This window comes from Bacillus sp. PDNC022, from assembly GCF_016919285.1.
GTDB lineage: Bacteria > Bacillota > Bacilli > Bacillales > Bacillaceae > Bacillus > Bacillus safensis.
In genome coordinates this window covers 1,856,155-1,881,485 of record NZ_CP070345.1, presented here as the reverse complement: position 1 = coordinate 1,881,485, position 25,331 = coordinate 1,856,155, and the positions used below count along the sequence as shown (strand labels likewise).

Sequence of the window (25,331 nt, the reverse complement as noted above, 5' to 3'; positions counted from 1 at the left end):
AAAGTGGGAAAATATGAATTAGTAAGTGATTATCGCCATGATGTCAAATTAAAAGAGAGCTTTAATAAGCTTGCGATCGATACATTTGATTTGGATTTTAGTGACTGGTACGAAAGAGGCTATTGGGATGAAAAATATATACCTTATTCCTTTGTACATAACGGGAAGGTAATCTCTAACGCTTCTGTCTATCTTATGTCAGTGATCATTGATGGGCAAACGTATCGAGCAGTTCAAATCGGCACTGTTATGACAGATCAAGCCTATCAGCGTAAAGGATTAGCGGCAAAGTTAATGCAGCATATCATGGATGAATACAAAAATGAGTGTGATGTCATCTTTCTTTTTGCTAATGAAACTGTGTTAGATTTTTATCCGAGATTTGGTTTTACCCGTCATCACGAAAGTGAATTTAGCTTAAATATCAATAAAAGCGCTATTCAAATAAAAAAAGGTGTAGATGTTAAAAAGCTGACATTGGAGCAAGACCTCTCATTACTTGAACGTTTCGCAGAAAAGCGGCAAACTCACTCAATGAAGCTGGATGCTCAGCATCACAGCAGCTTATTGATGTTTTATTTTACATTAGTATGGCCGGATGACATTTTTTATATTGAAGCATTAGATACCATTGTGCTGATGAATGAAGAAAATGAAACGATGCATGTGTTTGATATCATCTCGCTTCAAACGCCAAATGTACAAGAAGTTGTAGAAAGCATTGTGAAGGAAACAACGGAAAAAGTGATCTTCTATTTCACGCCTGATACGACAATTGAAGGTTTACACGCGGTTACAAAGCCAAATGACGAGGATGCACTATTTATTTACACAAAGGAACATTGGGCAAAAGGCCACTTTATGTTTCCCATCACAGCGCACTGCTAATTGTATGTAAAAGGGAGGGCTAAAATAAACTTCATTTTAGCCCTTTTTCTTTATGTGTACATCGGTTGTGAATAAACTTCAGAAGCAGCAGCCTCTGAAGCATGGTCAATGTACTGCAGGAGCCCATATAAACATTTTTCAACATCGGCATCGTTCCGGTTAAATTGATACGCATGTAAGAAATGCTCAATACGTTTCGAGAGCAAATCATCTTGCGTACGTACCATAAGAATAAGTAAATTATCCCATTGCGAGCGATGCGTATAATAAAGTGCTTTATCATAATCCGCCACATTCATTAAACCTTCTCCTTTCCCTTGAGAAGTTCCTCATTAGTTTGCTCGGATCATATCGACTTTTTCAGGGGAAAAGTTGGTGACCGCATCAATCGTGTACCGGGAATTATAGGCTGAATAAATGCTTCATGTATGAAAAACGACAGGCCTGCTAAACCTAAACAAAACATAGATGAAAGTGAGATCAATGATATCATGCAGCCGAAATGGTGGATGCTTATTGCAGCAGGAATCGTTTTGCTTGGCAGTTTGATGATTCATCCTGCATCAAAAGCAGCGGTGCAGCCGTTTGAAAATTGGGAAAGACTTGCGTACACAGCGCTGAAAGATGAATATAAAGGTGCAGCTTTAAACGATTATCATTACATTGGCCGTACACAAGTGAATGACGAGCAGACAAAAGATGTGTTTCGCGTCACTGTAAAGGAAGGCTCAACTCTCTTTGCCGCACATGCAGAAATTTATTTTCATCCGGTGACCGGTCATTTGATTAGTATTAACGTGTTTCGACTATAAAAAAGCACCTTTTTTTGTAAAGGGTGCTCGAGGCGTTCAGTCAAAAAAAGACAAAGGGCTAAAATAAAGATCATTTTAGCCCTTTGTCCAACAATTTATTTTGACATGGAATTACTTCATGCTTCCTTGAAGATAAGCGCGAATATCCACACCTAGTGAATCCGCTAATCGTTGTCCGTAATCTTCATCGGCACGATAGAAGTTGCAAATTGCAAGTAATTTTGTTTTGTCATTTACATCTTTCAAATCAGCTGTTAGGTTTTTAATCAATGCTTGTTTCTCTACCTCAGAGTAGCTTCTATATTTTTCCCCAGCTTGTTTGAAATCGTTCGGTTTTTCAATTTTTTGTCTCACCATACGGTCACCGTGAAGAACTGGCTCACTTTCTTTGTAGTGAGGGTTTTCTTTTGGCTGATCGTCATAACGGTTTGGTTCATAGTTAATATGACCGCTTGGGCGAGTCGTTGTCATAAAGCCATCCTGCTGGTTATTGTGTACAGGTGCATAAGGGCAGTTAACCGGAATGCGCATGTAGTTCGCACCAAGACGGTGGCGCTGCGTATCAGGATATGAGAACAAACGGCCTTGAAGCAGTTTATCTTCAGATGCCTCAATTCCTGGAACAAATGCACTTGGCGTGAAAGCAGACTGTTCTGTTTCAGCAAAGAAGTTTTCAGGATTGCGGTTGAGTGTCATGCGTCCTACTTTTTGAAGTGGGTAATCTTCCTCGCTCCACGTTTTTGTTGGGTCACATGGATCATAATCAAGTTCATCATAATCGCTAAGCGGCATAAGCTGAACATATAAGTCCCATGCTGGGAAATTGCCCTTTTCAATGCGGTCATACAAATCTCTTGTCGCATGCTGGAAATCGTTTGCTTGAATTTCTGCTGCTTCTTCCATAGATAAGTTGTGAATACCTTCAGAAGGTCTCCAGTGATATTTCACATATTTTGCTTCGCCATATTTGTTCACCCATCTAAATGTATGCACACCAGAACCGCGCATTTCAGCGTAGCTTGCAGGAATTCCTTCGTCAGAGAAGAGCCATGTGAGCATATGTGTAGATTCAGGTGTTAAGGTCATAAAATCCCAATAACGGTCAGGATCTTGAATATTGGTTACAGGATCTGGCTTGAGAGAGTGAACCATATCAGGGAATTTCAAAGCATCACGAATAAAGAAGATCGGCAAGTTGTTACCAACGAGATCATAGTTGCCTTCTTCTGTATAAAATTTGACAGCAAAGCCGCGGGGGTCACGCAATGTTTCAGGTGAACCTTTCGGATGAATAACGGTGGAGAAGCGAACAAAAACGTCTGTTTGTTTTCCTTCTTCACTTAAGAAGGCTGCTTTTGTATGTTTCTCCATGCTGTTTTCTACTTCAAACACACCGTAAGCGCCGGCGCCCCTTGCATGAACGACACGCTCTGGAATACGTTCACGATCAAAGTGTGCAAGTTTTTCAATCAAATGGTAATCATCAAGAAAGGTAGGTCCGCGGGAACCAGCTGTTCTTGAGTTTTGGTTATCTCCAACAGGCACGCCTTGGTTCGTTGTCAAATTTTTATGATTTGAATTTGTCATTCTTTTCTCCTCCTGTAAACAAAAAAGTCTTTTCTAGCAATCTATATACCCTAATTATATTGAATCAAACATGATAGTCAATATTTATTTATAATAATTTTAAATAAATTATTATTACAAGAAGGTAAAGAAAAAGACGAAAGAATAAAATTCTTTCGCCTTAAAGGAGGAGCTCTCTGAGAGCATCTTTGTTTTGTGTTAAATCCTTTAGTGTGTATCGGTCAAGTACGCCTAAATAAGCAGTGAGTGCTTCATGAAGTACATGCTTTAATGAACAAATCGGGGAGATAATGCAGCCGTTTTTCTTTGGATCAAAGCATTCAACCATGACTAAATCATCCTCTGTATAACGGACAACCTCTCCAATATTAATGCTTTCTGGGCTTTTTCCAAGCCTGATCCCGCCATTTCTTCCGCGAATCGTGTCCACATACCCGCGTTTTCCAAGATGATAAATCACCTTCGTCAGATGATTTTTAGAAATGCCATAAACATCGGCGATCTGCTGAATATTTGACAATTCATTGTTTTCTCTCGAAGCTAAATAAATGAGTACCCTTAATGAGAAATCTGTGTAATTCGTAAGTTTCATTTTGACGACCTCTAAACCTAATAGAGTTTTGTATCATCGTAACACATTTTAGACAAAAACTGTTCGAGAAAGTGTGAAATGTGACAACATTTAAAACATGTATTATAAATATTGCTTTTAGAGGCTGTCATCCATTACGATAAAGATGTATTTAAAATACTTCTTTTGAAAGAAGGAATGACGATGTTATCTAAAGATCAAATGTATGCAATAAAACAATCAGCTCCTCTACTAAAAGCCGAGGGAACCAAACTTGTCACTGTTTTTTATCAAAATATGATTCGCCAGCACCCGGAGCTGCTCAATCAATTTAATAAAACAAATCTCATGAACGGAAGTCAGCCAGAGGCACTTGCTGCGACACTATATCAAGCTGCACTGCACATCGATCGATTAGAGGAATTACTTCCAGCGGTCAAACAAATTGCCCATAAGCATGTCAGTGTCATGGTCAAAAAAGAGCAGTACCCAATTGTCGGATATCACCTAATTGAAGCGATGAAAGAAGTGTTTGGTTTAACAGAAGAAGATGACACTTTATTAGCTTGGAAATCTGCATATGACATCATTGCGAATATTTTCATTACCATTGAAGCAGAAATGATGGATGAAAATGTGAAGCAGACAGGCGGATGGGCAGATGTGAAGCCGTTTGTGATTAAGAAAAAGAAGCAAGAATCTCCATCGCTTATCTCTTTTTATTTAGTACCAGAAGATGAATCAGAGCTGCCAATGTATGAAGCAGGCCAATACATTACGGTTCAGGCAGATATGCCAGGAGAAGCCTATATGTCCAGCAGACAATACAGCTTATCAGATGAGCATCATCCATCTTATTACCGCATTACAGTGAAGCGTGATGGTCATGTGTCTACATTTTTACATGATGAAATGGAAGAAGGGGACGTTCTTCAAGTGAGTATGCCGCAGGGAATGTTCTGCTTGCAAGAAGACATAAAAGAGCCTGTTTATTTCATCAGTGCTGGGTCTGGTGTCACTCCAATGATTGGTTTAGTGAAAACTGCAGCACAAAACAGCCAGTTATTCACGATGATTCATGCAGATCGATTAGAGGATGTCATCGCTTTTGAAAATGAGTTTGAAGGCGTTTTAGCATCAGCTTCCAATGGGCGCATCATCCTATGTAACGAACAATTTGCGCAGTCTGGAAAAGGTGAGCTTGTTGAGAAAGCGGCTTCCCGCATTGACCGTCCATTTCTTCAATCGGTGATCGGAGAAGGGAATGGCCAATTTTATCTATGCGGTTCCCCGGTGTTTACACAGGAGATCATTCATATACTAAAAGAGCTGGGAATTCCAGCACACAATATTCATTTCGAAGCATTTGGCGGGCAATCCACGAAAGAAATGGAAGTTGTCTAAACGATTGATGGAACATCATGTTTTTTTACATACGCTCATATAGTAGGGATAAGTCCGATGAGGAGGGATGGTTTCCTTGAGCGTATCTGAAAAACGTCTTTTACAAAGAGCGATTGATGAAATTACAGAAATTGCAGAAGGATTTGGTCTAGATTTTTATCCGATGAGGTATGAAATCTGTCCCGCGGAAATTATTTATACGTTCGGTGCATACGGAATGCCAACACGATTCAGCCACTGGAGCTTTGGGAAGCAATTTCATAAAATGAAGCTTCATTATGATTTAGGGTTAAGTAAAATTTATGAGCTGGTGATCAATTCAAATCCTTGCTACGCCTTTCTACTTGATAACAATACGCTCGTTCAAAATAAATTAATTGTGGCTCATGTATTGGCACACTGTGATTTCTTCAAAAATAATTGCCGTTTCCAAAACACAAAACGAGATATGGTCGAAAGCATGTCAGCAGCGGCAGAGCGGATCAAAGAATATGAGCATATCCACGGAACAAAAGAAGTCGAATCCTTTTTAGATGCTGTATTGGCTATTCAAGAGCATATTGATCCGTCTCTTGTTCGTTCAAAGTTAAGCTGGAATATGGACGATGAAGAAGAATGTGAAGAAGATAAACCAAAACGTCAAACGCCTTATGATGATTTGTGGGGAATGGATGAGCCGAAAACGCGTGAGAAAAAGAAAACCGTCAAGCAATTCCCGCCAAAGCCGGAAAAGGATCTTTTACTCTTTATTGAGGCGCATTCCCGGGAGCTGGAGCCGTGGCAGCGGGATGTCCTTACTATGCTGAGAGAGGAAATGCTCTATTTTTGGCCCCAGCTTGAAACAAAGATTATGAATGAAGGCTGGGCATCGTATTGGCACCAGCGGATTATGCGGGAGCTTGATTTGGATTCAAGTGAATCGATAGAGTTTGCGAAATTAAATGCAGGAGTGGTGCAGCCTTCTAAAACAGGCATCAATCCTTACTATTTAGGGCTGAAGATTTTTGAAGATATCGAAGAGCGTTATGACAACCCATGTGAAGAATTAAAAAAAGCAGGGGTCACAGAAGGATCTGGCCGCAGTAAAATGTTTGAAGTCAGGGAAATTGAATCGGATATTTCCTTTATTCGAAACTACTTAACGAAAGACCTTGTAATGAGAGAAGACTTGTACTTGTTTCAAAAGCAGGGGAGAGACTATAAAGTCATTGATAAAGAATGGAAAGCAGTTCGTGACCAATTAGTCAGCATGAGAGTGAATGGCGGCTTTCCGTATTTGACCGTGATCGATGGCGACTATTTAAAAAATAATGAACTTTATATTAAGCATTGGTACGAAGGCATTGAACTTGATCTGAAATACTTAGAAAAAGTCCTTCCATATTTATATCAGCTGTGGGGAAGAAGTGTGCATATCGAGTCAGTTCTTGAAGGAAAAGAAGTGATGTTTTCTTATGATGGAAAAGGGGTTCATAGGAAATATCTTGCATAAAAAAGACCAAAAAAGATGTCTCTTAGCAGACATCTTTTTTGGTTTTTTTATTGATTTTTCAGCAGTTTAAAAATGTGCCTTGCTTGATCGGTGTTTTCCATCAGACCTTTTAGCTGCTCACTTGTTGGTCCGTAAGCATAAAATGGTACTTCATCACCGGTATGACCAGATGTTGTCCAGCCTGTATGTGATCTCGTGTTGATCACTTCTTCAATCGCATCATCAATTTTAACAGCATCCTTTGTTTCAGCGGTCTTTTGAATGGAGTCGATTTCTTCTTTTGTGAAATCAAGATTGATATATTGTTTCAGCGCTGACTCAACAGGCATGCCGCTGACAATTTTGTTTGCGATAAAGTCAGGCGTCTTTTTCGCTGCTTTTACCGGTTTGTAATCCCAGCTCCCTGAACCATCTGCCCCGAAGGAAAGTCCGCCAGTTGAATGATCTGCTGTCGTGATGACTAACGTGTTTTTATCCTTTTTCGCAAAACGAATCGCTTCTTCAAATGCTTTTTCAAAATCCTTCATTTCGCTCATCGCACTGACAATATCATGATCATGTCCAGCCCAGTCAATTTGACTGCCTTCGACCATAAGGAAAAATCCTTTTTTGTTTTTAGACAGCTGTTTGATGGCTGAGGATGTCATGTCTTGCAAGGAAGGGGTCGTTTTATCACGATCAATGGCTTTATCGAGACCTCCATCAGCAAAAATGCCTAACACTTTTTCATTTTTGTTTTTTTGTAAGGCGGCTTTATTGGTGACATAATCATAACCGGCTTGTTTGAATTCCTTCGTCAAATCACGATCCTTCCGGACAAAATCGATAAGTCCTCCGCCAAGCATGACATCGACTGTATGCTGTTTTCCGATTTTCTCATCGAAGAAATCATCAGCGATGGCTGCTGTGTTTTTCCTAGACACATCGTGAGCGGCATACGCAGCAGGCGTAGCATTTGTTAATTCAGATGTTACGACAAGCCCCGTCGATTTTCCTTTGCGTTTGGCTTCTTCTAAAACGGTTTTTAATTTTTTGCCGTTTTTGTTTACACCAATGGCATTGTTGTATGTCTTTTTACCAGTAGCCATGGCTGTACCAGCTGCTGCTGAATCGGTAATGTTACTTTTAGAGTCGTCAGGGTATGTTTTATGCATGCCAGTGAGGTAAGGGTCAAACGCTGTTTGCTTTGAAAGGTCACCGTTGTGTTTAAATGAGCGGTAAGTTGAAAGATAAGGTGTTCCCATGCCATCTCCAATCAGCACGATCACATTTTGCACGTCATTTTTCGGCTTCTTTTTAGCCTCAGCTTTGTCAGCTTGTCCAAATTCAATCCCTGAAAAAATGCCAATCGATAGCACAGATGCAGCTGCCACTGCAGCGATTTTCGTTTTCGAGCTTTTCAACACACTCATTCATTTTGCCTCCTCATTGTTTATGTATTGCTCTTACGTTTACAATGGTAGAGCAGAAGTGTGGATTCCTTTTTACAGCATCGTAAAGTTCACTTTAAAATTGTAAAGGTCCACTTTACATAGAATGAACCAAAAAGAGAAATGAATGTATCATTTATCCATGACAAGATGCGATTATTTTGTCATGATTGTGTAATAAAAATGAAATAAAAAGAACCCTAAAAAAAAATAAATTTTGCCGAATTAATAAGCATAATGTCGTAGGAAGTCAAGACTATTTCTTCTGGTATTTGATCCTTATAATAGGGAGTAGATAAAAATTCGGATCAGATAGATACATACAGGAGGAACAAATGAAAAAACAATTGATCACAGCTGCAAGTGCAGTTCTACTTGGGACGACATTATTTGCCGGAGCTGCCTCAGCACAATCAGTAAAAGTTCAAAAAGGTGACTCTCTTTCTGTTCTAGCGAAAAGATACAAAACAAGTGTGAGCAAAATTAAATCAGACAATAAGCTGAAATCTAACGTAATTTATGTTGGACAAACCTTAAAAGTGAATGGCACTTCTTCGAAAAAAGCAGTGAAAACATCAAAAGCAACAACAAAAGTAAAAACGGCTTCAGCGACTGCCACTCATAAAGTTGTCAAAGGTGATACATTATCTAAAATTGGCAAAAAATATGGGATGACTGTGAAAGAGTTGAAATCGTTAAATAAACTTAAAACAGATCTCATTAAAATCGGGCAAAAGCTAAAGGTGAAAAAGACGTCTAAAGTAAAGACGAAACCTGTAAAAGAAAAAACAGTCTCTACTTCTTCATTAAACACGTCTAAGCTCATAGCAGATGCTAAAGCGCAGAACGGTACTCCATATAGATGGGGTGGAACGACACCGAAGGGCTTTGATTGCAGCGGATTTATGTGGTATATCATTAACAAACAAAAAAAGATATCAAGACAAACAACTGAAGGTTTTTGGGGATCGATGAAAAGTGTATCCACACCAAAAGTTGGAGATTTTGTGTTCTTTACTACGTATAAATCGGGTCCATCTCACATGGGTGTCTACCTTGGAAACAACAAGTTTATCCATGCTGCTTCTGATGGTGTAACGATCAGTGATATGACATCAAGCTATTGGAAGCCGATTTATCTTGGAGCGAAAACATTTGTAAACTAATTTATTTGAAGAGACTGCGATGAAGCAGTCTCTTTTTTCATATATCATTTATGCCTCTGAACTGGTCTTTTCTCATAGATCATTATCAGTCTAAAGACTTTTAAGTAACAAAGTTGTGGGCCCGTTTTTAAAAAAGGGTCTTATTTTTGTTGAATAATAAGTATATGAAAAAAATATAAACTTCAATGTTGAATAATAAATAGAGGAAGACAAGTTATCAATTGAATAAGAATTGAAGAAAATCTAACCAATTTATTGACAAAATTTTCGTTGGTATATAAGAATTTTCACTCTTTTTTTAAAAAAAGTATTTTCATTTTTTAATTTTCATATATAATAATTTTACGCCACTAATTTATTGCGCTAAACTTAATCTAAATATTCAGAAAATATTGTTAATTATATGGATGTGGCGTCTTTAGACTGATACTATGTTTTGGGAGTGATGGTATGAGCAATTCGTTGTTTAGAAAAAAGAGCATTTCAGAGCTCATTGCGGCAACACAAGGGGAAAAAGCATTAAAAAAGGAATTGGGTTCATTTGATTTAACCATGCTTGGCATTGGAGCCATTATCGGGACAGGGATATTTGTTCTGACAGGTACAGGAGCCGTTACTGCGGGGCCAGGACTTGTGTTATCATTTGTCATCGCAGGTCTTGCTTGTTTATTTGCAGCACTATCATATGCGGAATTTGCTTCTACAGTGCCGGTATCAGGATCCGTGTACACATTTACGTACGCATCAATGGGGGAATTTCTAGCGTTTATCATTGGCTGGGATTTAATATTAGAATATATGCTGGCCGCTAGTGCCGTTTCAGCGGGCTGGTCAGGTTATTTTGTGTCTTTTTTAAATGGGATAGGGATTCATATACCAGTTGAATTAACAGCAGCACCAGGTGGTTTAAAAGGGCAAGTAACATATTTTAATCTTCCAGCATTTATTATTTTAATGGTCATCACCTTCCTGCTGTACTTTGGTATTAAAGAATCTAAACGAGTCAATAACATCATGGTTATTATGAAAATTGCTGTGATTCTGCTCTTTATTTTAGTCGCTGTGAAATATGTAAAACCTGAAAACTGGACACCATTTGTTCCATTTGGGACATCAGGAGTCTTAAGTGCAGCAGCCCTCGTATTCTTTGCATTTATCGGGTTTGATGCAGTTGCTTCCGCGGCAGAGGAGACAAAAAATCCATCGCGCAACCTGCCTAGAGGAATTATTACTTCTTTATTGATTTGTACGCTGCTTTATGTCGTTGTCAGTGCGATTATGACGGGCATCGTTCCTTTCATGAATTTTGAGGGAGTATCACATCCAGTGTCTCTCGTGTTACAAGTAGCCGGACAAAACTGGGTGGCTGGTATTGTGGATGTCGGAGCGATATTAGGAATGACAACCGTTATGCTTGTCATGCTGTACGGCCAGACACGCGTGATGTTTGCCATGTCTCGTGATGGTTTGGTGCCAAAGGTTCTATCAAAGGTTCACCCAAAGCATAAAACACCTTACATCAACACACTTTTCTTCGGTACATTGTCAGCATTAATGGGTGGATTTATTCCACTTGATGAGCTGGCAAGCCTAGTGAACATCGGGACACTTTCAGCATTCATTTTGATTTCAGTGGCGGTCATTGTGATGAGAAAAACGCAGCCGGACTTACCGAGAGCATTTAGATGCCCAGCAGTTCCGCTTATTCCAATCTTGGCCATTCTATCTTGCGGATTGCTCATTTATAAGCTCGGTGCAATCACTTTTGTTCGCTTCTTAATCTGGCTTGTCATTGGGCTTGTTGTGTATTTCTTATATTCAAGAAAACACTCAGAATTGAATAAAAAATAAATGAAAAAAGCCCGTGCTACTTGGTGCAGTCAAGTAACACGGGCTTTTGATTTTGAGTGCTGATTAAAAACCTAACTGAAGATCGACATCGATTGATACGATGGCATAGACACAAACAATGACAAAGATATTCAGTACGACACCGAGGAAACCTGGACCCGTACGGCCTTTTTTAATGAACAGTTCAATAATGCCAAATGGAACTGCGGCCATTGCAAAAGGAAGCATTTGAAAAGAATAAAATGTCACGTTGCTGATAATGGCGAGGTTCAGCATGAGCAGGGATAATATCGCTGTGCCGACAGAAATCCAGCCAAATACATTATGCTCTTTAAAAATTCTTACCAATTCCATAATTCCACCTCGCTCACTTTTGCCGTTTTAATGCGTTTTGTCTTCACAAATTTCTCAATTTCTTTAGAAGGACCTGTGATCACAGAACCATAAACCGTGACGCCATTTTGATCGATATAGCGTATACGATTAGACAGATCAAGGTCAGGTCGGCCAGAGATCGTTGTTGCCCAAGTCGGGTGCTGATTGACATAAGCAAGGGCATCTTTGAATTGATCTACTTCAGTTTTTGATGTGTGCTGAAGCTCTTTTAAAAATTCAGAGTCCTTCCCAGGAAAGCCGATTGGCCGCTGTTTTCCACTTAATGAATCCTCTGTTTTAATCGCATTCCACAGCACTTTCATATCGTATTTTTTAGCAAAGGAATAAACATCCTTTGGTGTGTAAGCTTTGTCATAGGATACATACACTTCACTTACTGTTCCTTCAGGAAGCTTGTCTAACGTAGTGAGTGTTTGTTTTTTTGAGGCATCTGCCTGCGCCGAAGGATGGGTAAAGAAACCTTCCGTTTCGCGTGCGTTGTCACCATAATAAGAGATGGTAGGCTGCTTTAATTTATCGAAAAACATCTCAATTTGTTCACTGCCAATGGCTTCTGTTTTATTGCCAATTTGTTTTTGCAGCTTCAATTCGGTGTTCATCCCAAAAAGCTTAACCTGTCCTTTTAAATCCTTCATATCAATGGCCACGTTTGGTTTGGTCAAAGCGACGGTGACAGCGGCTGTTTCCATGAAGTGGTTGCCTTTGCTCTCGGCTCCGCCAACGCCGTAGTATAGATAACTTCCTAATGTACAAAGCGGTAAAATAATGAGTGTCGATATGACAGCAAGTACAGAAATACGTAAATATGATTTTCTTTTTCCGTATTGTAAAATGGCTTTTTGCTTCTCAGGACTGATAGAAAAATCTGTCCAATCCGAGTCGTTCAGTTCCTGACTTAAGCGCTTTTCATTTTCTTCAAGCTCTTCCTCAAACGCCATCATTTCTTCCTCATTCATCTCACCATTATTATATTGTTCCCATCGCTTGTTAAACTCTTCATTCATCATTAACACCTCTGTTGTAAAGTGCTTTTAGGCGCTGCCTTGCACGAAATAAAACACTTTTAAAATTTGCTTCAGTAATATTCATGACCTTGGATGCTTCCTTGTAATTTAGTTCTTTTAAATAATACAATGTCAACGCTTCCTTGTAGTTATCTGGAAGCTGCTCCAAATACATGGTGAGGACTTCCTTTATTTCAACCTGTTCAGCAGGGCTTTGTACAGACGTTTGTAAAAGACCGCCAATGAGGTCATCCGATATGGTCACTTCTTTTTTATGTTTCCTGACATAATCAATAAAAGCATTTCGTGCCACCTGAAATAACCAAGGTTTCACTTTGCTATGGTCGTAGGAATGAATATGTATATACGCACGCATAAAGGTTTCCTGCAATAAGTCTTCTGCCAAATGTTTGTCTTTTGTCATGGAGAGCAGAAACCTGTAAACATCGTTCATATACATTTGATAAATTTCATCGATCGTCACTGATTTTTCTCCCCTCTATGTTATACACGCATAAGAAAGGCATAAAGTTGCACGAAACTTCTCATTACCGTACATTACTCATTTCTTTCGCCGAATCAAAATCATTTCTCCTTATCATAGCGAAATTTGCATCATTTATAAAGCATTTTCACTAGAACAAATCAGGAAAAAACTTCGAAAAACGACAAAATTGGACACAATTCCTATTCTATTCTCCCCTAAAACCTTGTGCTTGAATACAGACAGAGCGTTCATTTTAAACGAAAAAGACATGGAGGATTAGGGTGCTTATAAATTTTTAGTACCAGGTAATAAAAAATTTGTTATAATAGAGACAAATCCTTCATTCTTCAAACAAAGGAAGTGCACTATGTATAAATTTTCAGGCTATACCATCAAAGTATTATTTGGTCTCCGAGGTGGAATCAAAGTATATCAAAAAGAGAATCTGCCAACTGATCGGGGTTTTGTCATTGCTTGTACACATGAGGGTTTTGTGGATGTTCTTGCATTGGGCGCAGGAATTCTTCCGTTTGAGATCCACTACATGGCGAAAAAAGAATTGTTTGCAAATAAATGGATCGGTGGATTTTTAAAAAGGATTCATGCCTTTCCAGTTGATCGAGAGAATCCTGGGCCAAGCAGTATTAAAACGCCCATTAAATTATTAAAAGAGGGAAAGATCGTCGGAATTTTTCCAAGCGGAACACGTACAACAGAGGATGTTCCTTTAAAAAGAGGGGCGGTTACTATTGCGCAGCTCGGTAAAGCGCCAATTGTTCCAGCAGCATACAAAGGACCTTCAAATGCGAAAAGTCTTTTCAAAAAAGGGAAAATGCGCTTAATCATCGGTGAACCGATTGAGCTGTCTGAATTTGACCATCTGCCGCCAAAAGAAAGATTAGGTGCCATGACGGAAGTATTAAACACGAGAATCAAAGAGCTAGAAGCTCAATTAATGGAAAAGGTATAAGAAAAACGACCGCTTGCTTAGGCAAGGGTCGTTTCAGCGTGTAGACAAACCCTCGCATTCGGTGTCAGTCCTGCGTGCCGGTGCTCACGAATGCTCAATTCGCTCCGCTCCGGTACTCGTCCTTCCTAGACTTCAAAGGTTTTCTATCACGCTGAAAAAGAAGACAAAGGGCTAAAATCAAAATCATTTTAGCCCTTTGTCCACAATGTGAAACGCCCACTTGCTTAAGCAAGTGGGCGTTTTTTGTTACGAAGCGCCTTCTTCAGCTGCTTCTAATAATTGTTCATTTAACTTTTTTACTTCGATGTATGCCACATGGTGTCCATCGACTTCATTAATAATAAATTCATAGCCTTGTTCACGAATGGCGTCATTTTTCTCTACTTCATATTTCTGAGTAAGGAACCAGCCGCCGATTGTGTCGACCTCTTCATTATCAAGCTGTATACCTAATAGCAGGTTGACTTGATCAACAAGAACCTTGCCATCAAAGATGTAATGGTCTTCTCCAAGTTTACGCACTTCGTTGATTTCATCAATGTCGAACTCATCACGAATTTCACCAACGATTTCTTCAAGGATGTCTTCAACGGTCACAAGACCTGCTGTACCGCCATATTCATCTGATAAAATGGCCATGTGTACACGTTCACGCTGCATTTTGAGCAGTAAATCATGAACAGGAACCGTTTCAATCACATGAATAATCGGATTTACAAACTTTTCGATCGTATCGCTTGTAGAACACTCACCGCTAATGCAGGCAGTGAGGACCTCTTTAATGTTTAGAACACCGATCATGTTGTCTTTATCGCCATCTTCAATTGGATAACGTGTATATTTCTCTACCTTAGTCACCTTCAGCATTTCCTCGATGGTAATATCATGAGGGAAGCTGACAACTTCGGTACGAGGAATCATAATTTCTTTCGCCAAACGGTCATCAAATTCAAAAATTTTGTTCACATATTTGAATTCAGACTGGTTAATCTCGCCGCTCTTATAGCTTTCTGATAAAATAATCCGCAATTCTTCTTCAGAGTGCGCCATGTCATGCTCAGATACTTGCTGAAGACCGAACGCTTTCGTTAATAAACGAGCAGATCCATTTAATACCCAAATGAACGGGAACATCACTTTGTAAAAAATCATCAGTGGTCTAGCAAAAAGAAGGGATACTTGCTCAGCCTTTTGAATGGCGAGTGTTTTCGGTGCAAGCTCTCCAACCACAACGTGTAAAAACGTCATAATACTAAACGCAATGATAAAAGTGACAATAGAACTAGCTGATTGAGGAATAGACAGCTCCACAAAGAGCGGCGCAAGCATATGCGCAATTGTTTCTTCCCCTAACCAACCAATACCAAGGGCGGTAATGGTAATACCAAGCTGACAGGCTGATAGGTACTCATCAAGGTGAGTCGTTACATGCTTGACAGCAACTGCTGTTTTATTACCTTCTGCGATTAACTGATCAATTCTTGAGCTTCTTAAGCGAATGATCGCAAACTCTGATGCAACGAAAAACGCGGTTAAAGCTATAAGTAAAGCAACTATGAGTAAATTAACTATGTCCAATTAAGGCCTTCGTTCTGACTTTGAGAACGAAGGTAACACCTCCTGTTTAGTAAAAATTTTAACTTAACAGCAGTAAAAATGATTGGACAGCCGTCATTTTTTCAGGAGTAAGCTGCTCTTTTAGTTTTTCACGTTGTTCTGGCTGAAGCTGCTTACAACGTGCCAAAATGCGGTCCATATGCTCATTCATCCGATCGATATCAGAGGTTAAATGGACAAGTTCATCATGATCTTCCTTTTGAGAAGGGAATTGTTCATCTAATCTGGATTTGATGTCAGAAAGAGCCAATCTCTGCTGTTTGCAAAGAACGATTAATTGTAATCGTTTTAAAGCATATTCATCGTAATAACGATAATTTGAGCAAGATCTAACAGGCGCAAGCAAACCTAGGTTTGTATAATAATCTACAGTTCGTTTCGTCACCTGTGCAATCTGTGCTAGTTCACCAATACGATACTTTTTCTCAGCCCCATCTGAACATCTCCTCCTAACCGTCACGTTATAGTTTATGAAAATAGTTTAATATAATTCTAGTCTGAAACACAAGTTAATTGTTCATATTTCCTGACAATAAGAAGAAACAGAGGAGGATTTCCCTCGATTTAGTCAGTCATGTCAAAAATAACATGACGATACAGGAATTTTCAGATTATTTATGATAAGATAAAATGAATACCGTTTCATATATATGTAGAGAGGCGGAATTTTACGTGAACCGGAGGTGGTTAAGTGGGGCCCTCAATGTAGTCTTATTTAATCAGTTAACCGTTTTGCAAAACATAACATCATCAATCAGGAGGTGACTCCTTGTTCTTCTAAGAAAGAGCAAGGTTAAATGGACGATATTGTTAATCTGAGTATAGTCGGTGTTTTGATTGCTTTAACAGCTTTCTTTGTTGCATCTGAATTTGCCATTGTAAAGGTGAGAAGCTCAAGAATTGATCAGCTTGTTGCCGAAGGATCCAAAAAGGCCATCATGGCGAAAAAGGTGACATCAAGGCTAGATGAATATTTGTCAGCCTGTCAGCTCGGTATTACAGTGACATCCCTTGGTTTAGGGTGGATTGGTAAGCCGGCTGTGAAAGAACTTTTGGTTCGAGGTTTCGGTTTGACAAACATTCCTGATTCAGCAATCAGCCTGATCTCAGCAACACTTGCGTTCTCTATTATTACCTTTTTGCATGTAGTTGTAGGTGAGCTTGCACCAAAAACGCTTGCCATTCAAAAGGCGGAAAAAATGACGTTATGGCTGTCAGGCCCGCTGCATGCATTTTATATCCTTATGTTCCCTTTCATTTATGTGTTAAACGGGTCAGCACGTCTGCTAACTAAAATGATGGGTATCGATATGGGGGCTGAAAAAGAACATTCCCATTCTGAAGAGGAATTGAAGATTTTATTATCTGAGAGCTTAAAAAATGGGGAAATCAACCCATCAGAATATAATTATATGAACAAAATTTTCGATTTCGATAATCGAATTGCCAGAGAGATCATGATACCGCGGAGAGAAATTTGTGCGATTCCAGAAGATATGCCGTTAGATGATATCCTTGCCATTATGACGCAGGAAAAGTATACACGTTTCCCTGTGTTTTCAGGAGATAAAGACCATGTCATCGGCATGCTGAACAAAAAGCAGCTCTTCGCAGATCTTGTGTATCAAGGTGAAAAAGATCAACTGAAAATTCAAGATTATATATATCCAGTGATTGAGGTCATTGACACGATCCCTATTCAAGAGCTTCTCGTCAAGATGCAGCGTGATAGAATGCATATGGCGATCTTAACTGACGAATATGGCGGAACGTCTGGACTTGTCACAACAGAAGATATTTTAGAAGAGATTGTCGGAGATATTCGAGATGAATTCGATGAAGATGAGCAGCCAGTTATTCAAAAAAGAGCCGATCATCATTATGTTTTAGACGGGAAAGTGAGATTAGATGAAGTTCAAGATTTGATCGAGATTTCTTATCATGATGAGGAAATTGATACGATCGGCGGGCTCATCTTAAAAGAGAATATTGATATCCGAGAAGGACAATCCATCTATCTGGATGATATTCGGATGAAAGTGCTGGAAATGGATGGACGCTACGTTAAAAAGATCGATTTGAAAAAAGGCGTCACATCGTCAGAAAAAGGCAATGCACGCACTGGGCTTGATATAAAGGAGCCGCTGCTTGTAAACGAAATGACCTTGAGCGAAAAATAAGCTCAAGGTTTTTTTTAGGTATTTAGTCTCTTTTTAACGAATGTAAGTTCGGTTTATAATGAGAACAAACGTTCGATAAAGGGGGAAGGACATGCTTTGGTATGAAACAGCAAGTATCACGGAGAAAAAAACCTCAATGAAACGAATTGAGTTTCATTTAAAGAATTTCAAAAATTATCAAGCTGCGATCTTAAATATCGAAAGGCAGCTTGAAAAAAGAAGCCCGCATCATCTCGACCACATGACACGGAAAAAGTTAGAAGAACAAAAAAGCCAGTATGAACTCATCGTTGCTTGTATTGAAACGGCATTAAAAGAGTTGGATGAAATAGAGCAGCAGCTCATCGATTACAAATATTTTCGAGATTGGCGGATGGCAAAGTGTGCAATGGAAATCGGCTATAGTGAAAAAACACTCTTTTTGATGAAGCGCCAGCTTATGGATCAGCTGCTCATCAGCTTAGCCGCCATCACCAATATTTAAAAAAGATGCTGTCCTATTTGATAAAACGCAGCAAAGAGACATAAAGATCCGATGATTGTGACCAATAAGTAGACAGCAAGTTGTCCAATTTGCCGCTCTTGCAGCATGGCCGCAGCTTCTACACTAAATGTAGAGAATGTTGTAAACCCACCGAAAAAACCAGTCCCAATGATCATAAGCAGCGGATCATTGTCAGTTACTGCACCTGTCAGTAAACCTAAACCGGCAGCGCCGAGTAAGTTGATAAGAATAATACTATACGGAAAACGAGTATGAAACTTGGTTTTCTGCATCGATTGACTGAGGAAAAATCGAAGGGCACTGCCCATCCCGCCAGCAACAGCTGTATAAAATACAATCATTTATCTGCTTCCTTTCGGCTGCTCATTTTGATGAAAGAGACGCTGAGCGGTGATCAGTCCGCATAAGGCAGCACCCACTCCAGCAATCACTGAGAGTACAATGTACATGACGCTTGATGTGAACCGTCCATCCTGTAATAAGAGAACCGTTTCTTTAGAAAAAGTGGACATGGTCGTAAAACCGCCGCAAAATCCTGTTCCGATCAAAGCAGCAAGATATTTTTTTTCCTTCCGAAACATAAAATACCCTGTTGAAAAGCCAAGAAGCAGACTGCCTGTCATGTTTTCAATCAGTGTTGCATAGGGGAATGTCTGGCTGACAACGGACTGGCTAAGTTCATATCTGCAAAGTGTACCAACCAATCCACCGATAAATACGGCGAGATATGCTTTCATTTACATCATTTCTCCTTTAGAAAAAATGGCGGGTGATCCGTCACCACTCCATCAATGGGGTATGTTTTCATCCTGTCGGCTGTTTTTTGGTCTTTCACTGTCCAAATAAAAACATCCATTCCAAATGAGTGGATGCGATCAATCCACCATCTGTTGATCATCGTTTTCTTCATATTAAGGCAATCCGCAAAGGAGCTGTACGCCGCTAATTTTCTTTTCGTCAGTTTTAAGGCAGAGGGTTTTATAATAAAAGCTGTTCGAAGAGAAGGGGCGCAACTTTTGACTCTTTGAAGTGCATTGGCATCAAAAGATTGAACCATGATGTGACGGGAATAGGCAAACCGGTTGATGATGTCGACAACTGCTTTTTCAATTCCGATCTGCTGTTTTGGATGCTTGATCTCAATCAGTATCCCGACATGCTGACTGTATCTTTCTAGAATTTCTTGTAATGTAGGAATTCGTTCGTTGGCGTACTGAGAATCAAACCAGCTTCCTGCATCCAGTTTCTTCAGCTGATCAAGTGTATAACTTTTCACTAAGCCGCTTCCGTTAGTCGTTCGATCAACGGTATCATCATGGATGACGGCTGCGTGCTGATCCATTGTCAGCTGGACGTCTAACTCAATATAATCCGCACCTTGCTGAACCGCTAAATCAAATGCGGCAATTGTATTTTCTGGGGCAGCGCTTGAAGACCCTCTATGCGCGATAATATACACATGCTCCAGCTCCTGACATAAGTTCTGATCTTATCATATCAAATTTTTGCTGCTTTTCCTTCTTTACTATATGGATGGATGGAGAGCTGTATGTAATGGTGAATGGCATGTGGTGAGAAAGCATCGTGTATGAAAGGATAAAAGTTGCAGGAATATCCCAAGCTCTTATTGAGTAAATCTGAACTACATCATTTTTTCTTCGATCAATTTTGTCCAAATCGTCAGCGTTCGTCAAAATATTAGTGCTTTCGTCATGTTGACTGAAAATTCTGATGTTTTATAATGATGAAAAGGAGGCGAGATGATTGGGTAAAGGGAGAATTAGAGTGGAAGAACGTATTAAGGCCGAAACGGATGCTGAAATGTTTAAAGCGACTCTCCTTGATCAGGCTCAGAAGAAAAAGTAGTTTGCTGCCCGTCGATATGTCTCTAGCCAAAATTTCATATTTGAACATCATGCCTCGGGATCAGTCCCGAGGCTTTTTATGTAGAGGTCAGACATTTAAGAGAGGACATGAACGAAGGTTATATTATAAACTAGAGAGGATTGTTTTAAAGGAGAGAGACAGACATGTTTACACAAAAATGGATGGATACATATTTTACAGTAGATATCGCGATCCAAATCGGTATTAGCTTTTGTATTTTATTGCTTTTTTTATTGCTTCGGAAAGTATTTACGAAGTATTTATTTCAACTTCTCTTTAGGCTGACGAATCGGTCTAAAACGGAGGTCATTAACCAAATTGTTGTGGCATTCGAAAAACCAGCGAGGCTGTTTTTCGTGGCTCTTGGTTTATATTTTGCGTTAAGACAGGCTCCATATTTTGAGCATCATATGGATGTCATCATCAAATTGTATAGATCCTCCATTATATTGATGCTGACGTGGGGGCTTTGTAACTTAACCGCTGCATCTTCCTTCTTGTTTCAAAAGGTCAATTCGAAATTTGAATTAGATATGGATGATATTTTAGCACCGTTTTTATCAAAGGTACTTCGCTTCATTATTATTGCACTGAGTATTAGTATCATTGCACAAGAATTTAATTATGATGTCAATGGACTTGTGGCAGGTCTTGGTCTAGGTGGTCTAGCCTTTGCGCTTGCTGCGCAGGATACAGTGGCTAACTTTTTTGGAGGGATTGTCATCATTACAGAGAAGCCTTTTACGATGGGCGACTTTGTGGAGACACCAAGTGTTCTTGGGACTGTGGAGGACATTACATTTCGAAGCACAAGGTTTCGAACACCTGCTGAAGCCGTCGTGACCGTTCCGAATTCTACGCTTTCTAAGGAGCCGATCACAAACTGGACAAGGATGAATAAACGTCAGATTACGTTTTCTGTTCGCGTTTCCTACAATACACCAAAGGAAAACATTGATCAGTGTATTAAGCGTCTCAAACAGATGCTTCACGAGCATGATGGGGTGCATAAAGAGACGATTATGGTGAATCTCGATGTACTGGCTGACAGCTATTTGAACTTGTTTTTCAACTTTTACACAAACACGACAGCTTGGTCTGAAAACCTTGATATAAAGCAGGATATTAACTATCGCATCATAGATATTTTCCACGATGAAGGTGTGGAATTTGCTTTCCCTGGACAGGCCATTTATATGAAACAAAAAGGTGAGAAGCAGCTGGGTGAATAAAGGAGGAATGGTACGTGGATCAAACAAAGGTGGAAGCACTAAGAGAGAAATTATCACAGGCTTCACATATTACAGTACTCTCAGGTGCGGGTATGAGTACAGAATCGGGTATTCCTGATTTTAGATCAACTGGTGGTCTGTGGACAGAAGATACTTCCCGCATGGAGGCGATGAGCCGATCCTACTTTTTATCAAATCCTCATCAGTTCTGGCCGAAATTTAAGGAATTGTTTCAGATGAAAATGAGTGGAGAATACGATCCAAACAGCGGGCACACCTTTTTAGCCAGCCTTGAGCAACAAGGGAAGCATGTGGATATTTTCACCCAAAATATTGACGGTCTTCATAAAAAGGCGGGAAGCCAGCATGTATATGAACTCCATGGCTCCATTCAAACGGCTACTTGTCCATCGTGTCAGGCGGTATACGATCTGCCTTATTTATTAAAAGAAGAGGTGCCGGTCTGTCAAAGAATTTCCCCAGACGGCAGTACGTGTGGACGTGTGCTAAAAACAGATGTTGTTCTTTTTGGAGATATGGTCAAACATCTTGATCAAGTGGAGACATCACTTCAGAAAACGGACATGCTGCTCGTCATGGGGACTTCCCTAGAAGTAGCGCCAGCAAGATATATTCCAGAAGACGCAGCCCATGATCCTTCCATCTTCATGGTGATGATGAACTTGAGTGAAACAGAATTCGATCCGCTTTTTGATCTTGTCTTTCATGAGCGAATTGGCGATCTTGTGAAAGCTTTATAAATTCATTAAAAAAACCCGCATCTTAAAGGTGCGGGTTTAACTTTATTGCTGCAGCGGCTTCATTGTTTCATCAAGAACTTCAAATGTATAGCCCTTTGCTTTTAGCTGCGTGATTAAGCTGTTTAAGTATTTTGCCGTCGCAGGCTGATCGTGCATTAAAATGATTTTTGGTTCTTTTGGATATTTTGTTTCCAGCACTTGCAGCTGATTTAATACCTCTGGTACATATTTTGAGCTTTTATATTTCCAGTCAAGACTGTCAATGGTCCAATCCCAGTAGACAAAGCCTTTTTGTTTTAAACGTGCTTTTTGCTGATCGGTTAAATTTGGGGCGCTGCCATAAGGTGTTCTTACAAGATGGGTATACTCACCTGTGACAGAAGCCAAAATGCGCTGATCTTCTTTCATCTCGTTGACGGGAGAATCACTTTTTTGATAAAAGCGTTTCACATCATGGGTGATACCATGCAGCCCTAATTGATGACCTTCTTGATGAAGTCTTTTCACAGCTGCCGGGTGTTCTTTAATCTGCGGCCCGAGCATAAAGAATGTGGCCTTCACTTGATGCGCTTTTAGCACATCTAACAGCTGATTTGTAGTCGCTGATGGACCGTCATCAAATGTTAAAAAGATCGTTTGATCCGTTACATGTTTATTTGAATTGATCTTAAAATGTGCATCTAATGTTTTTCTAGAATCATCTTTTGCTTTCATACTAGTGCTTGTGTCCCTAAATTGACTGCTCGCAGACAATTTCGCCGGCTGATCTGCTGCTTGCATATTGGTTTTGGACATATCCCAAATAAAAAAGAGGATCAGTGTCAGAATGACAAAACCAATCGCCTTTGAGAGCAGCATTGTGTTTGAAGGTGCCTGTTTTTTTTTAACCCGTTGCATTACAATCGCTCCAATAAATCAAAAATTTGTGTCGAATCATGTAGTAGATTCTGTCTTTTTCCGCTGTTTTTTGTCATGTTTATATGGTGTCAGTATACAGGAAAAAAGAGCCTATGAATATAGAAGTTGCTAAAAAATTGGAATCTTTTTGGTTATGAATCTATATTTGTTACAATAGAAGGTTATCCATTTCTTATGATGTGAAATAATTCTGAATAATCATTGAAACGTACCCATTTATCCGCTAAGATAGCATCAGATTCAACCATTAATGCAAAGCGAAGGGGAGATTCCATATGAAAGTATTGTACAATGGAGATTTCATTGAAAAAAAGGATGCACATGTTGATATTGAGGACAGAGGCTATCAATTTGGTGACGGAGTCTATGAGGTCATCCGTGTATACAATGGTACTTTGTTTACGTTAAAAGAGCATACAGAGCGTCTGTTCAAGAGTGCAAAGGAAATTGGCATTCATCTGCAAGGTACAGTATCTGATATGGAAGAAAAGTTACAACAGCTCGTCGCTCACAATCAATTAACAGATGGCGGTGTGTATATTCAAGTCACGCGGGGTGTCGCCCCTCGTAAACATCAATATAGTGATTCTCTCACTCCTCAAATCACGGCATATACGTTCCAGGTGAAAAAGCCTGTTCAAGAGCAGAAAGCTGGTGCAAAAGCCATATTATCTGAGGATCTTCGCTGGTTAAGATGTGATATCAAAAGCTTAAACCTTTTATATAACGTCATGGAAAAGCAGAAAGCATCTGAAGCTGGTGCGTTTGAAGCAATCCTGATAAGAGACGGTTTTGTGACCGAGGGAACCGCCTCGAATGTATATGCCGTGATTGATGGCGTGATTCGCACTCACCCTGCAAACAATCTCATTTTAAACGGCATTACCCGTAGAAAGCTGCTGGAGGTATGTGAGGCAGAAGGATGTACTGTTGAAGAAACTCGAATAAGCAAAGAAGAACTGCTGCGCGCTCAGGAAATCTTCATCAGCTCGACGACGGCTGAAGTCATTCCGATTGTTGAAATAGATGGCGAGCCAGTAGGGGAAGGCGTTCCAGGAGAGCTGACAAAGCGCGTACAGGAAGGCTTCCAGCAAAAAATTAAACATGAAAGTGAAGCATCGATCTCTTCATAAATAAAAAAGGCTGTAAACATTAGTTTACAGCCTTTTGTGATGCATTTATTTCACAATAAGCACAGGTATATCTGATTTTGCTGATAACTTTTCACTCACACTGCCAAACAGCATTTTTTTCAATCTGCTTTGGTCACGTGCTCCCATGACGATGAGGTCTGCTGATATTTCCTCAGCATATTCGATAATCGCTTCTGCTGGTTCTCCCTCCACAATTTCAATGGCAGCCTCAAACTGCTCCTCATTTAAAAGCATTCGTGCTTCCGCAACGACCTCTTCTGTATGGTCTTCAAAAATCAAGGGACTTTGCTGTTCATCATGAGGTACATACACAGGGGGTGTTTGAAGATCTGCCGTACCGCCGCCGATATAAGCTCCACCAGTCATTGGGCGCGGTGCATCAAACACCTGTCTGCCTGTTTTGCCATCATGGGCATAGGCAACGGTCAGCTTGGCATGCAAGGTTTTGGCTAAAGCGATTGCCTTTTTTAATGCTTTCTTACTGTCTTCATGTCCATCAAATGCAACGACCATCCGATCAGCTTGAAACAATGTCCTCATTCCTTTCAAAAGGAGTCTTTACACTCATGGTATACCCGTTAATAGAAAAAGATACACATAAGGGAGAATGATTTTTGTTAGAAAATTTCATTTATTGAAAAATATTTATTGACAAAATAGTGACAGCCACTATAAGATAAAAAAAGATTCAAGAGCCAAAAGGAGGAAATGTCATGTGCAACATTGGAAGAATGAAATCAAACTGCATGAATGGGTTGATTCACGTGACAATTACACCTTCATTGGTCATTGAAAAGGAACTCGTATGTTCCAATTGATCGGATGAATCAAGGCGTATGTTGCGTATTTGTCAACATGCGCCTTTTTACATGACGAAAAGAGGCGTACCAGCTAGCTGGTGGCCTCTTTTTTTGTTGTATTCATTTCGCATTTCGAAATAATGGGATGGAGATCAACGAATAAATGAAGAGGAGTGAAAGCATGTGAACATGCCAAAATCAAGACAAATGACAAAAACT

27 protein-coding genes are annotated in these 25,331 nt (G+C 39.7%); 13 read left to right on the top strand and 14 right to left on the bottom strand.

Translation table 11 applies throughout. The features are described 5' to 3' along the window. Nucleotides 1-3: 3 nt before the first annotated feature. Nucleotides 4-888, top strand: a complete 885-nt coding sequence (locus JVX94_RS09805; protein WP_205185460.1) for a GNAT family N-acetyltransferase — start codon at nt 4-6, stop codon at nt 886-888. 50 nt (nt 889-938) lie between these two features. Here the strand turns inward: JVX94_RS09805 and JVX94_RS09800 are convergent, their stop codons facing one another. Further along, nucleotides 939-1,187, bottom strand: coding sequence for a YhdB family protein (locus JVX94_RS09800; protein WP_024426598.1), 249 nt, complete (start codon nt 1,185-1,187; stop codon nt 939-941). A 192-nt stretch (nt 1,188-1,379) separates the two neighbouring features. On the opposite strand from JVX94_RS09800, the gene JVX94_RS09795 reads away from it, so the two are divergent. After that, nucleotides 1,380-1,700 (top strand): YqzG/YhdC family protein, encoded by a 321-nt coding sequence (locus tag JVX94_RS09795; protein WP_481748192.1) that lies wholly within the window; start codon nt 1,380-1,382, stop codon nt 1,698-1,700. A gap of 111 nt (nt 1,701-1,811) precedes the next feature. Here JVX94_RS09795 and JVX94_RS09790 read toward each other — a convergent pair whose 3' ends face one another. Both JVX94_RS09790 and JVX94_RS09785 read right to left on the bottom strand, forming a co-directional pair. Continuing rightward, nucleotides 1,812-3,287 (bottom strand): catalase, encoded by a 1,476-nt coding sequence (locus tag JVX94_RS09790; RefSeq protein ID WP_205185456.1) that lies wholly within the window; start codon nt 3,285-3,287, stop codon nt 1,812-1,814. A gap of 160 nt (nt 3,288-3,447) precedes the next feature. Next, nucleotides 3,448-3,879, bottom strand: coding sequence for an Rrf2 family transcriptional regulator (locus tag JVX94_RS09785; protein ID WP_048238354.1), 432 nt, complete (start codon nt 3,877-3,879; stop codon nt 3,448-3,450). 183 nt (nt 3,880-4,062) lie between these two features. On the opposite strand from JVX94_RS09785, the gene JVX94_RS09780 reads away from it, so the two are divergent. Then, a complete protein-coding gene (locus JVX94_RS09780) occupies nt 4,063-5,262 on the top strand; it encodes a globin domain-containing protein (RefSeq protein ID WP_205185454.1) in 1,200 nt (399 codons plus the stop codon). Between the two features lie 67 nt (nt 5,263-5,329). Next, nucleotides 5,330-6,754 (top strand): SpoVR family protein, encoded by a 1,425-nt coding sequence (locus JVX94_RS09775; protein WP_377971223.1) that lies wholly within the window; start codon nt 5,330-5,332, stop codon nt 6,752-6,754. A gap of 47 nt (nt 6,755-6,801) precedes the next feature. Here JVX94_RS09775 and JVX94_RS09770 read toward each other — a convergent pair whose 3' ends face one another. Beyond that, entirely contained in the window at nt 6,802-8,166 is a 1,365-nt protein-coding gene (locus JVX94_RS09770; protein ID WP_203129493.1) for an alkaline phosphatase, read from the bottom strand. 353 nt (nt 8,167-8,519) lie between these two features. Between JVX94_RS09770 and JVX94_RS09765 the strand changes: the two genes are divergently transcribed. Next, on the top strand, nt 8,520-9,350 hold the full coding sequence (locus JVX94_RS09765; RefSeq protein WP_205185452.1) for a C40 family peptidase: 831 nt from the start codon (nt 8,520-8,522) through the stop codon (nt 9,348-9,350). Nucleotides 9,351-9,800: 450 nt separating this feature from the next. Beyond that, the gene (bcaP, locus tag JVX94_RS09760) at nt 9,801-11,201 is read left to right on the top strand and encodes a branched-chain amino acid transporter BcaP (protein WP_095408086.1); all 1,401 of its coding nucleotides are present in this window, start codon (nt 9,801-9,803) and stop codon (nt 11,199-11,201) included. A 63-nt stretch (nt 11,202-11,264) separates the two neighbouring features. On the opposite strand, the gene JVX94_RS09755 is transcribed toward bcaP, so the two are convergent. From JVX94_RS09755 to JVX94_RS09745, 3 genes are read right to left on the bottom strand one after another with little or no spacing between them, the layout of a single operon-like run. Then, nucleotides 11,265-11,555 (bottom strand): hypothetical protein, encoded by a 291-nt coding sequence (locus JVX94_RS09755; RefSeq protein WP_024425288.1) that lies wholly within the window; start codon nt 11,553-11,555, stop codon nt 11,265-11,267. Beyond that, entirely contained in the window at nt 11,543-12,601 is a 1,059-nt protein-coding gene (locus tag JVX94_RS09750; protein WP_095408087.1) for an anti-sigma factor, read from the bottom strand. The genes JVX94_RS09755 and JVX94_RS09750 overlap by 13 nt, the downstream gene beginning before the upstream one ends. Continuing rightward, nucleotides 12,594-13,085, bottom strand: a complete 492-nt coding sequence (locus tag JVX94_RS09745) for a sigma-70 family RNA polymerase sigma factor (protein WP_024425287.1) — start codon at nt 13,083-13,085, stop codon at nt 12,594-12,596. Before JVX94_RS09745 ends, JVX94_RS09750 begins: the two co-directional genes overlap by 8 nt. 370 nt (nt 13,086-13,455) lie before the next feature. Here JVX94_RS09745 and JVX94_RS09740 point away from each other — a divergent pair, with 370 nt between their 5' ends. Continuing rightward, the gene (locus JVX94_RS09740) at nt 13,456-14,058 is read left to right on the top strand and encodes a lysophospholipid acyltransferase family protein (protein ID WP_144470023.1); all 603 of its coding nucleotides are present in this window, start codon (nt 13,456-13,458) and stop codon (nt 14,056-14,058) included. A gap of 246 nt (nt 14,059-14,304) precedes the next feature. Here the strand turns inward: JVX94_RS09740 and JVX94_RS09735 are convergent, their stop codons facing one another. After that, a complete protein-coding gene (locus tag JVX94_RS09735; RefSeq protein ID WP_048238362.1) occupies nt 14,305-15,636 on the bottom strand; it encodes a hemolysin family protein in 1,332 nt (443 codons plus the stop codon). 58 nt (nt 15,637-15,694) lie between these two features. Continuing rightward, nucleotides 15,695-16,135, bottom strand: a complete 441-nt coding sequence (locus JVX94_RS09730; protein ID WP_034667702.1) for a MerR family transcriptional regulator — start codon at nt 16,133-16,135, stop codon at nt 15,695-15,697. Nucleotides 16,136-16,472: 337 nt separating this feature from the next. Here JVX94_RS09730 and JVX94_RS09725 point away from each other — a divergent pair, with 337 nt between their 5' ends. Both JVX94_RS09725 and JVX94_RS09720 read left to right on the top strand, forming a co-directional pair. After that, the gene (locus tag JVX94_RS09725; RefSeq protein ID WP_111291883.1) at nt 16,473-17,855 is read left to right on the top strand and encodes a hemolysin family protein; all 1,383 of its coding nucleotides are present in this window, start codon (nt 16,473-16,475) and stop codon (nt 17,853-17,855) included. Nucleotides 17,856-17,946: 91 nt separating this feature from the next. Further along, nucleotides 17,947-18,339, top strand: a complete 393-nt coding sequence (locus JVX94_RS09720; protein ID WP_034282242.1) for a hypothetical protein — start codon at nt 17,947-17,949, stop codon at nt 18,337-18,339. On the opposite strand, the gene crcB (JVX94_RS09715) is transcribed toward JVX94_RS09720, so the two are convergent. Genes crcB (JVX94_RS09715) through JVX94_RS09705 form a run of 3 tightly spaced genes read right to left on the bottom strand, consistent with a single transcriptional unit; the run spans nt 18,336 to nt 19,819 of the window. Beyond that, entirely contained in the window at nt 18,336-18,701 is a 366-nt protein-coding gene (crcB, locus tag JVX94_RS09715) for a fluoride efflux transporter CrcB (RefSeq protein ID WP_205185450.1), read from the bottom strand. The two genes, JVX94_RS09720 and crcB (JVX94_RS09715), sit on opposite strands and share 4 nt — an antisense overlap. Next, nucleotides 18,702-19,097, bottom strand: coding sequence for a fluoride efflux transporter CrcB (crcB, locus tag JVX94_RS09710; protein WP_205185448.1), 396 nt, complete (start codon nt 19,095-19,097; stop codon nt 18,702-18,704). A 5-nt stretch (nt 19,098-19,102) separates the two neighbouring features. Further along, nucleotides 19,103-19,819, bottom strand: coding sequence for a glycerophosphodiester phosphodiesterase (locus JVX94_RS09705; protein ID WP_205185446.1), 717 nt, complete (start codon nt 19,817-19,819; stop codon nt 19,103-19,105). Nucleotides 19,820-20,124: 305 nt separating this feature from the next. Here JVX94_RS09705 and JVX94_RS09700 point away from each other — a divergent pair, with 305 nt between their 5' ends. From JVX94_RS09700 to JVX94_RS09690, 3 genes are all read left to right on the top strand, one after another. Then, entirely contained in the window at nt 20,125-20,226 is a 102-nt protein-coding gene (locus JVX94_RS09700) for a YhdX family protein (protein ID WP_017360338.1), read from the top strand. 164 nt (nt 20,227-20,390) lie between these two features. Beyond that, nucleotides 20,391-21,479, top strand: coding sequence for a mechanosensitive ion channel family protein (locus tag JVX94_RS09695; RefSeq protein WP_205185444.1), 1,089 nt, complete (start codon nt 20,391-20,393; stop codon nt 21,477-21,479). 29 nt (nt 21,480-21,508) lie between these two features. After that, nucleotides 21,509-22,240 (top strand): NAD-dependent protein deacylase, encoded by a 732-nt coding sequence (locus tag JVX94_RS09690; RefSeq protein WP_481748191.1) that lies wholly within the window; start codon nt 21,509-21,511, stop codon nt 22,238-22,240. 42 nt (nt 22,241-22,282) lie between these two features. Here the strand turns inward: JVX94_RS09690 and JVX94_RS09685 are convergent, their stop codons facing one another. Further along, nucleotides 22,283-23,137 (bottom strand): polysaccharide deacetylase family protein, encoded by an 855-nt coding sequence (locus tag JVX94_RS09685; RefSeq protein ID WP_144485613.1) that lies wholly within the window; start codon nt 23,135-23,137, stop codon nt 22,283-22,285. Between the two features lie 296 nt (nt 23,138-23,433). Between JVX94_RS09685 and dat the strand changes: the two genes are divergently transcribed. Beyond that, entirely contained in the window at nt 23,434-24,291 is an 858-nt protein-coding gene (gene dat, locus JVX94_RS09680) for a D-amino-acid transaminase (protein WP_095408096.1), read from the top strand. 45 nt (nt 24,292-24,336) lie between these two features. Here dat and JVX94_RS09675 read toward each other — a convergent pair whose 3' ends face one another. Then, nucleotides 24,337-24,843: a universal stress protein gene (locus tag JVX94_RS09675; RefSeq protein ID WP_095408097.1), complete on the bottom strand. Its 507-nt coding sequence runs from the start codon at nt 24,841-24,843 to the stop codon at nt 24,337-24,339. Nucleotides 24,844-25,331 lie beyond the last annotated feature (488 nt).

Coding starts and splice junctions, on each gene's coding strand:
- JVX94_RS09685 (WP_144485613.1), bottom strand. CDS start 23,137: ATGCAACGGGTTAAAAAAAAACAGGCACCTTCAAACACAATGCTGCTC.
- JVX94_RS09795 (WP_481748192.1), top strand. CDS start 1,380: ATGCAGCCGAAATGGTGGATGCTTATTGCAGCAGGAATCGTTTTGCTT.
- dat (WP_095408096.1), top strand. CDS start 23,434: ATGAAAGTATTGTACAATGGAGATTTCATTGAAAAAAAGGATGCACAT.
- JVX94_RS09720 (WP_034282242.1), top strand. CDS start 17,947: ATGCTTTGGTATGAAACAGCAAGTATCACGGAGAAAAAAACCTCAATG.
- JVX94_RS09695 (WP_205185444.1), top strand. CDS start 20,391: ATGTTTACACAAAAATGGATGGATACATATTTTACAGTAGATATCGCG.
- JVX94_RS09740 (WP_144470023.1), top strand. CDS start 13,456: ATGTATAAATTTTCAGGCTATACCATCAAAGTATTATTTGGTCTCCGA.
- bcaP (WP_095408086.1), top strand. CDS start 9,801: ATGAGCAATTCGTTGTTTAGAAAAAAGAGCATTTCAGAGCTCATTGCG.
- JVX94_RS09770 (WP_203129493.1), bottom strand. CDS start 8,166: ATGAGTGTGTTGAAAAGCTCGAAAACGAAAATCGCTGCAGTGGCAGCT.
- crcB (WP_205185450.1), bottom strand. CDS start 18,701: ATGATTGTATTTTATACAGCTGTTGCTGGCGGGATGGGCAGTGCCCTT.
- JVX94_RS09775 (WP_377971223.1), top strand. CDS start 5,330: ATGGTTTCCTTGAGCGTATCTGAAAAACGTCTTTTACAAAGAGCGATT.
- JVX94_RS09785 (WP_048238354.1), bottom strand. CDS start 3,879: ATGAAACTTACGAATTACACAGATTTCTCATTAAGGGTACTCATTTAT.
- JVX94_RS09780 (WP_205185454.1), top strand. CDS start 4,063: ATGTTATCTAAAGATCAAATGTATGCAATAAAACAATCAGCTCCTCTA.
- JVX94_RS09800 (WP_024426598.1), bottom strand. CDS start 1,187: ATGAATGTGGCGGATTATGATAAAGCACTTTATTATACGCATCGCTCG.
- JVX94_RS09755 (WP_024425288.1), bottom strand. CDS start 11,555: ATGGAATTGGTAAGAATTTTTAAAGAGCATAATGTATTTGGCTGGATT.
- JVX94_RS09790 (WP_205185456.1), bottom strand. CDS start 3,287: ATGACAAATTCAAATCATAAAAATTTGACAACGAACCAAGGCGTGCCT.
- JVX94_RS09750 (WP_095408087.1), bottom strand. CDS start 12,601: ATGAATGAAGAGTTTAACAAGCGATGGGAACAATATAATAATGGTGAG.
- crcB (WP_205185448.1), bottom strand. CDS start 19,097: ATGAAAGCATATCTCGCCGTATTTATCGGTGGATTGGTTGGTACACTT.
- JVX94_RS09725 (WP_111291883.1), top strand. CDS start 16,473: ATGGACGATATTGTTAATCTGAGTATAGTCGGTGTTTTGATTGCTTTA.
- JVX94_RS09765 (WP_205185452.1), top strand. CDS start 8,520: ATGAAAAAACAATTGATCACAGCTGCAAGTGCAGTTCTACTTGGGACG.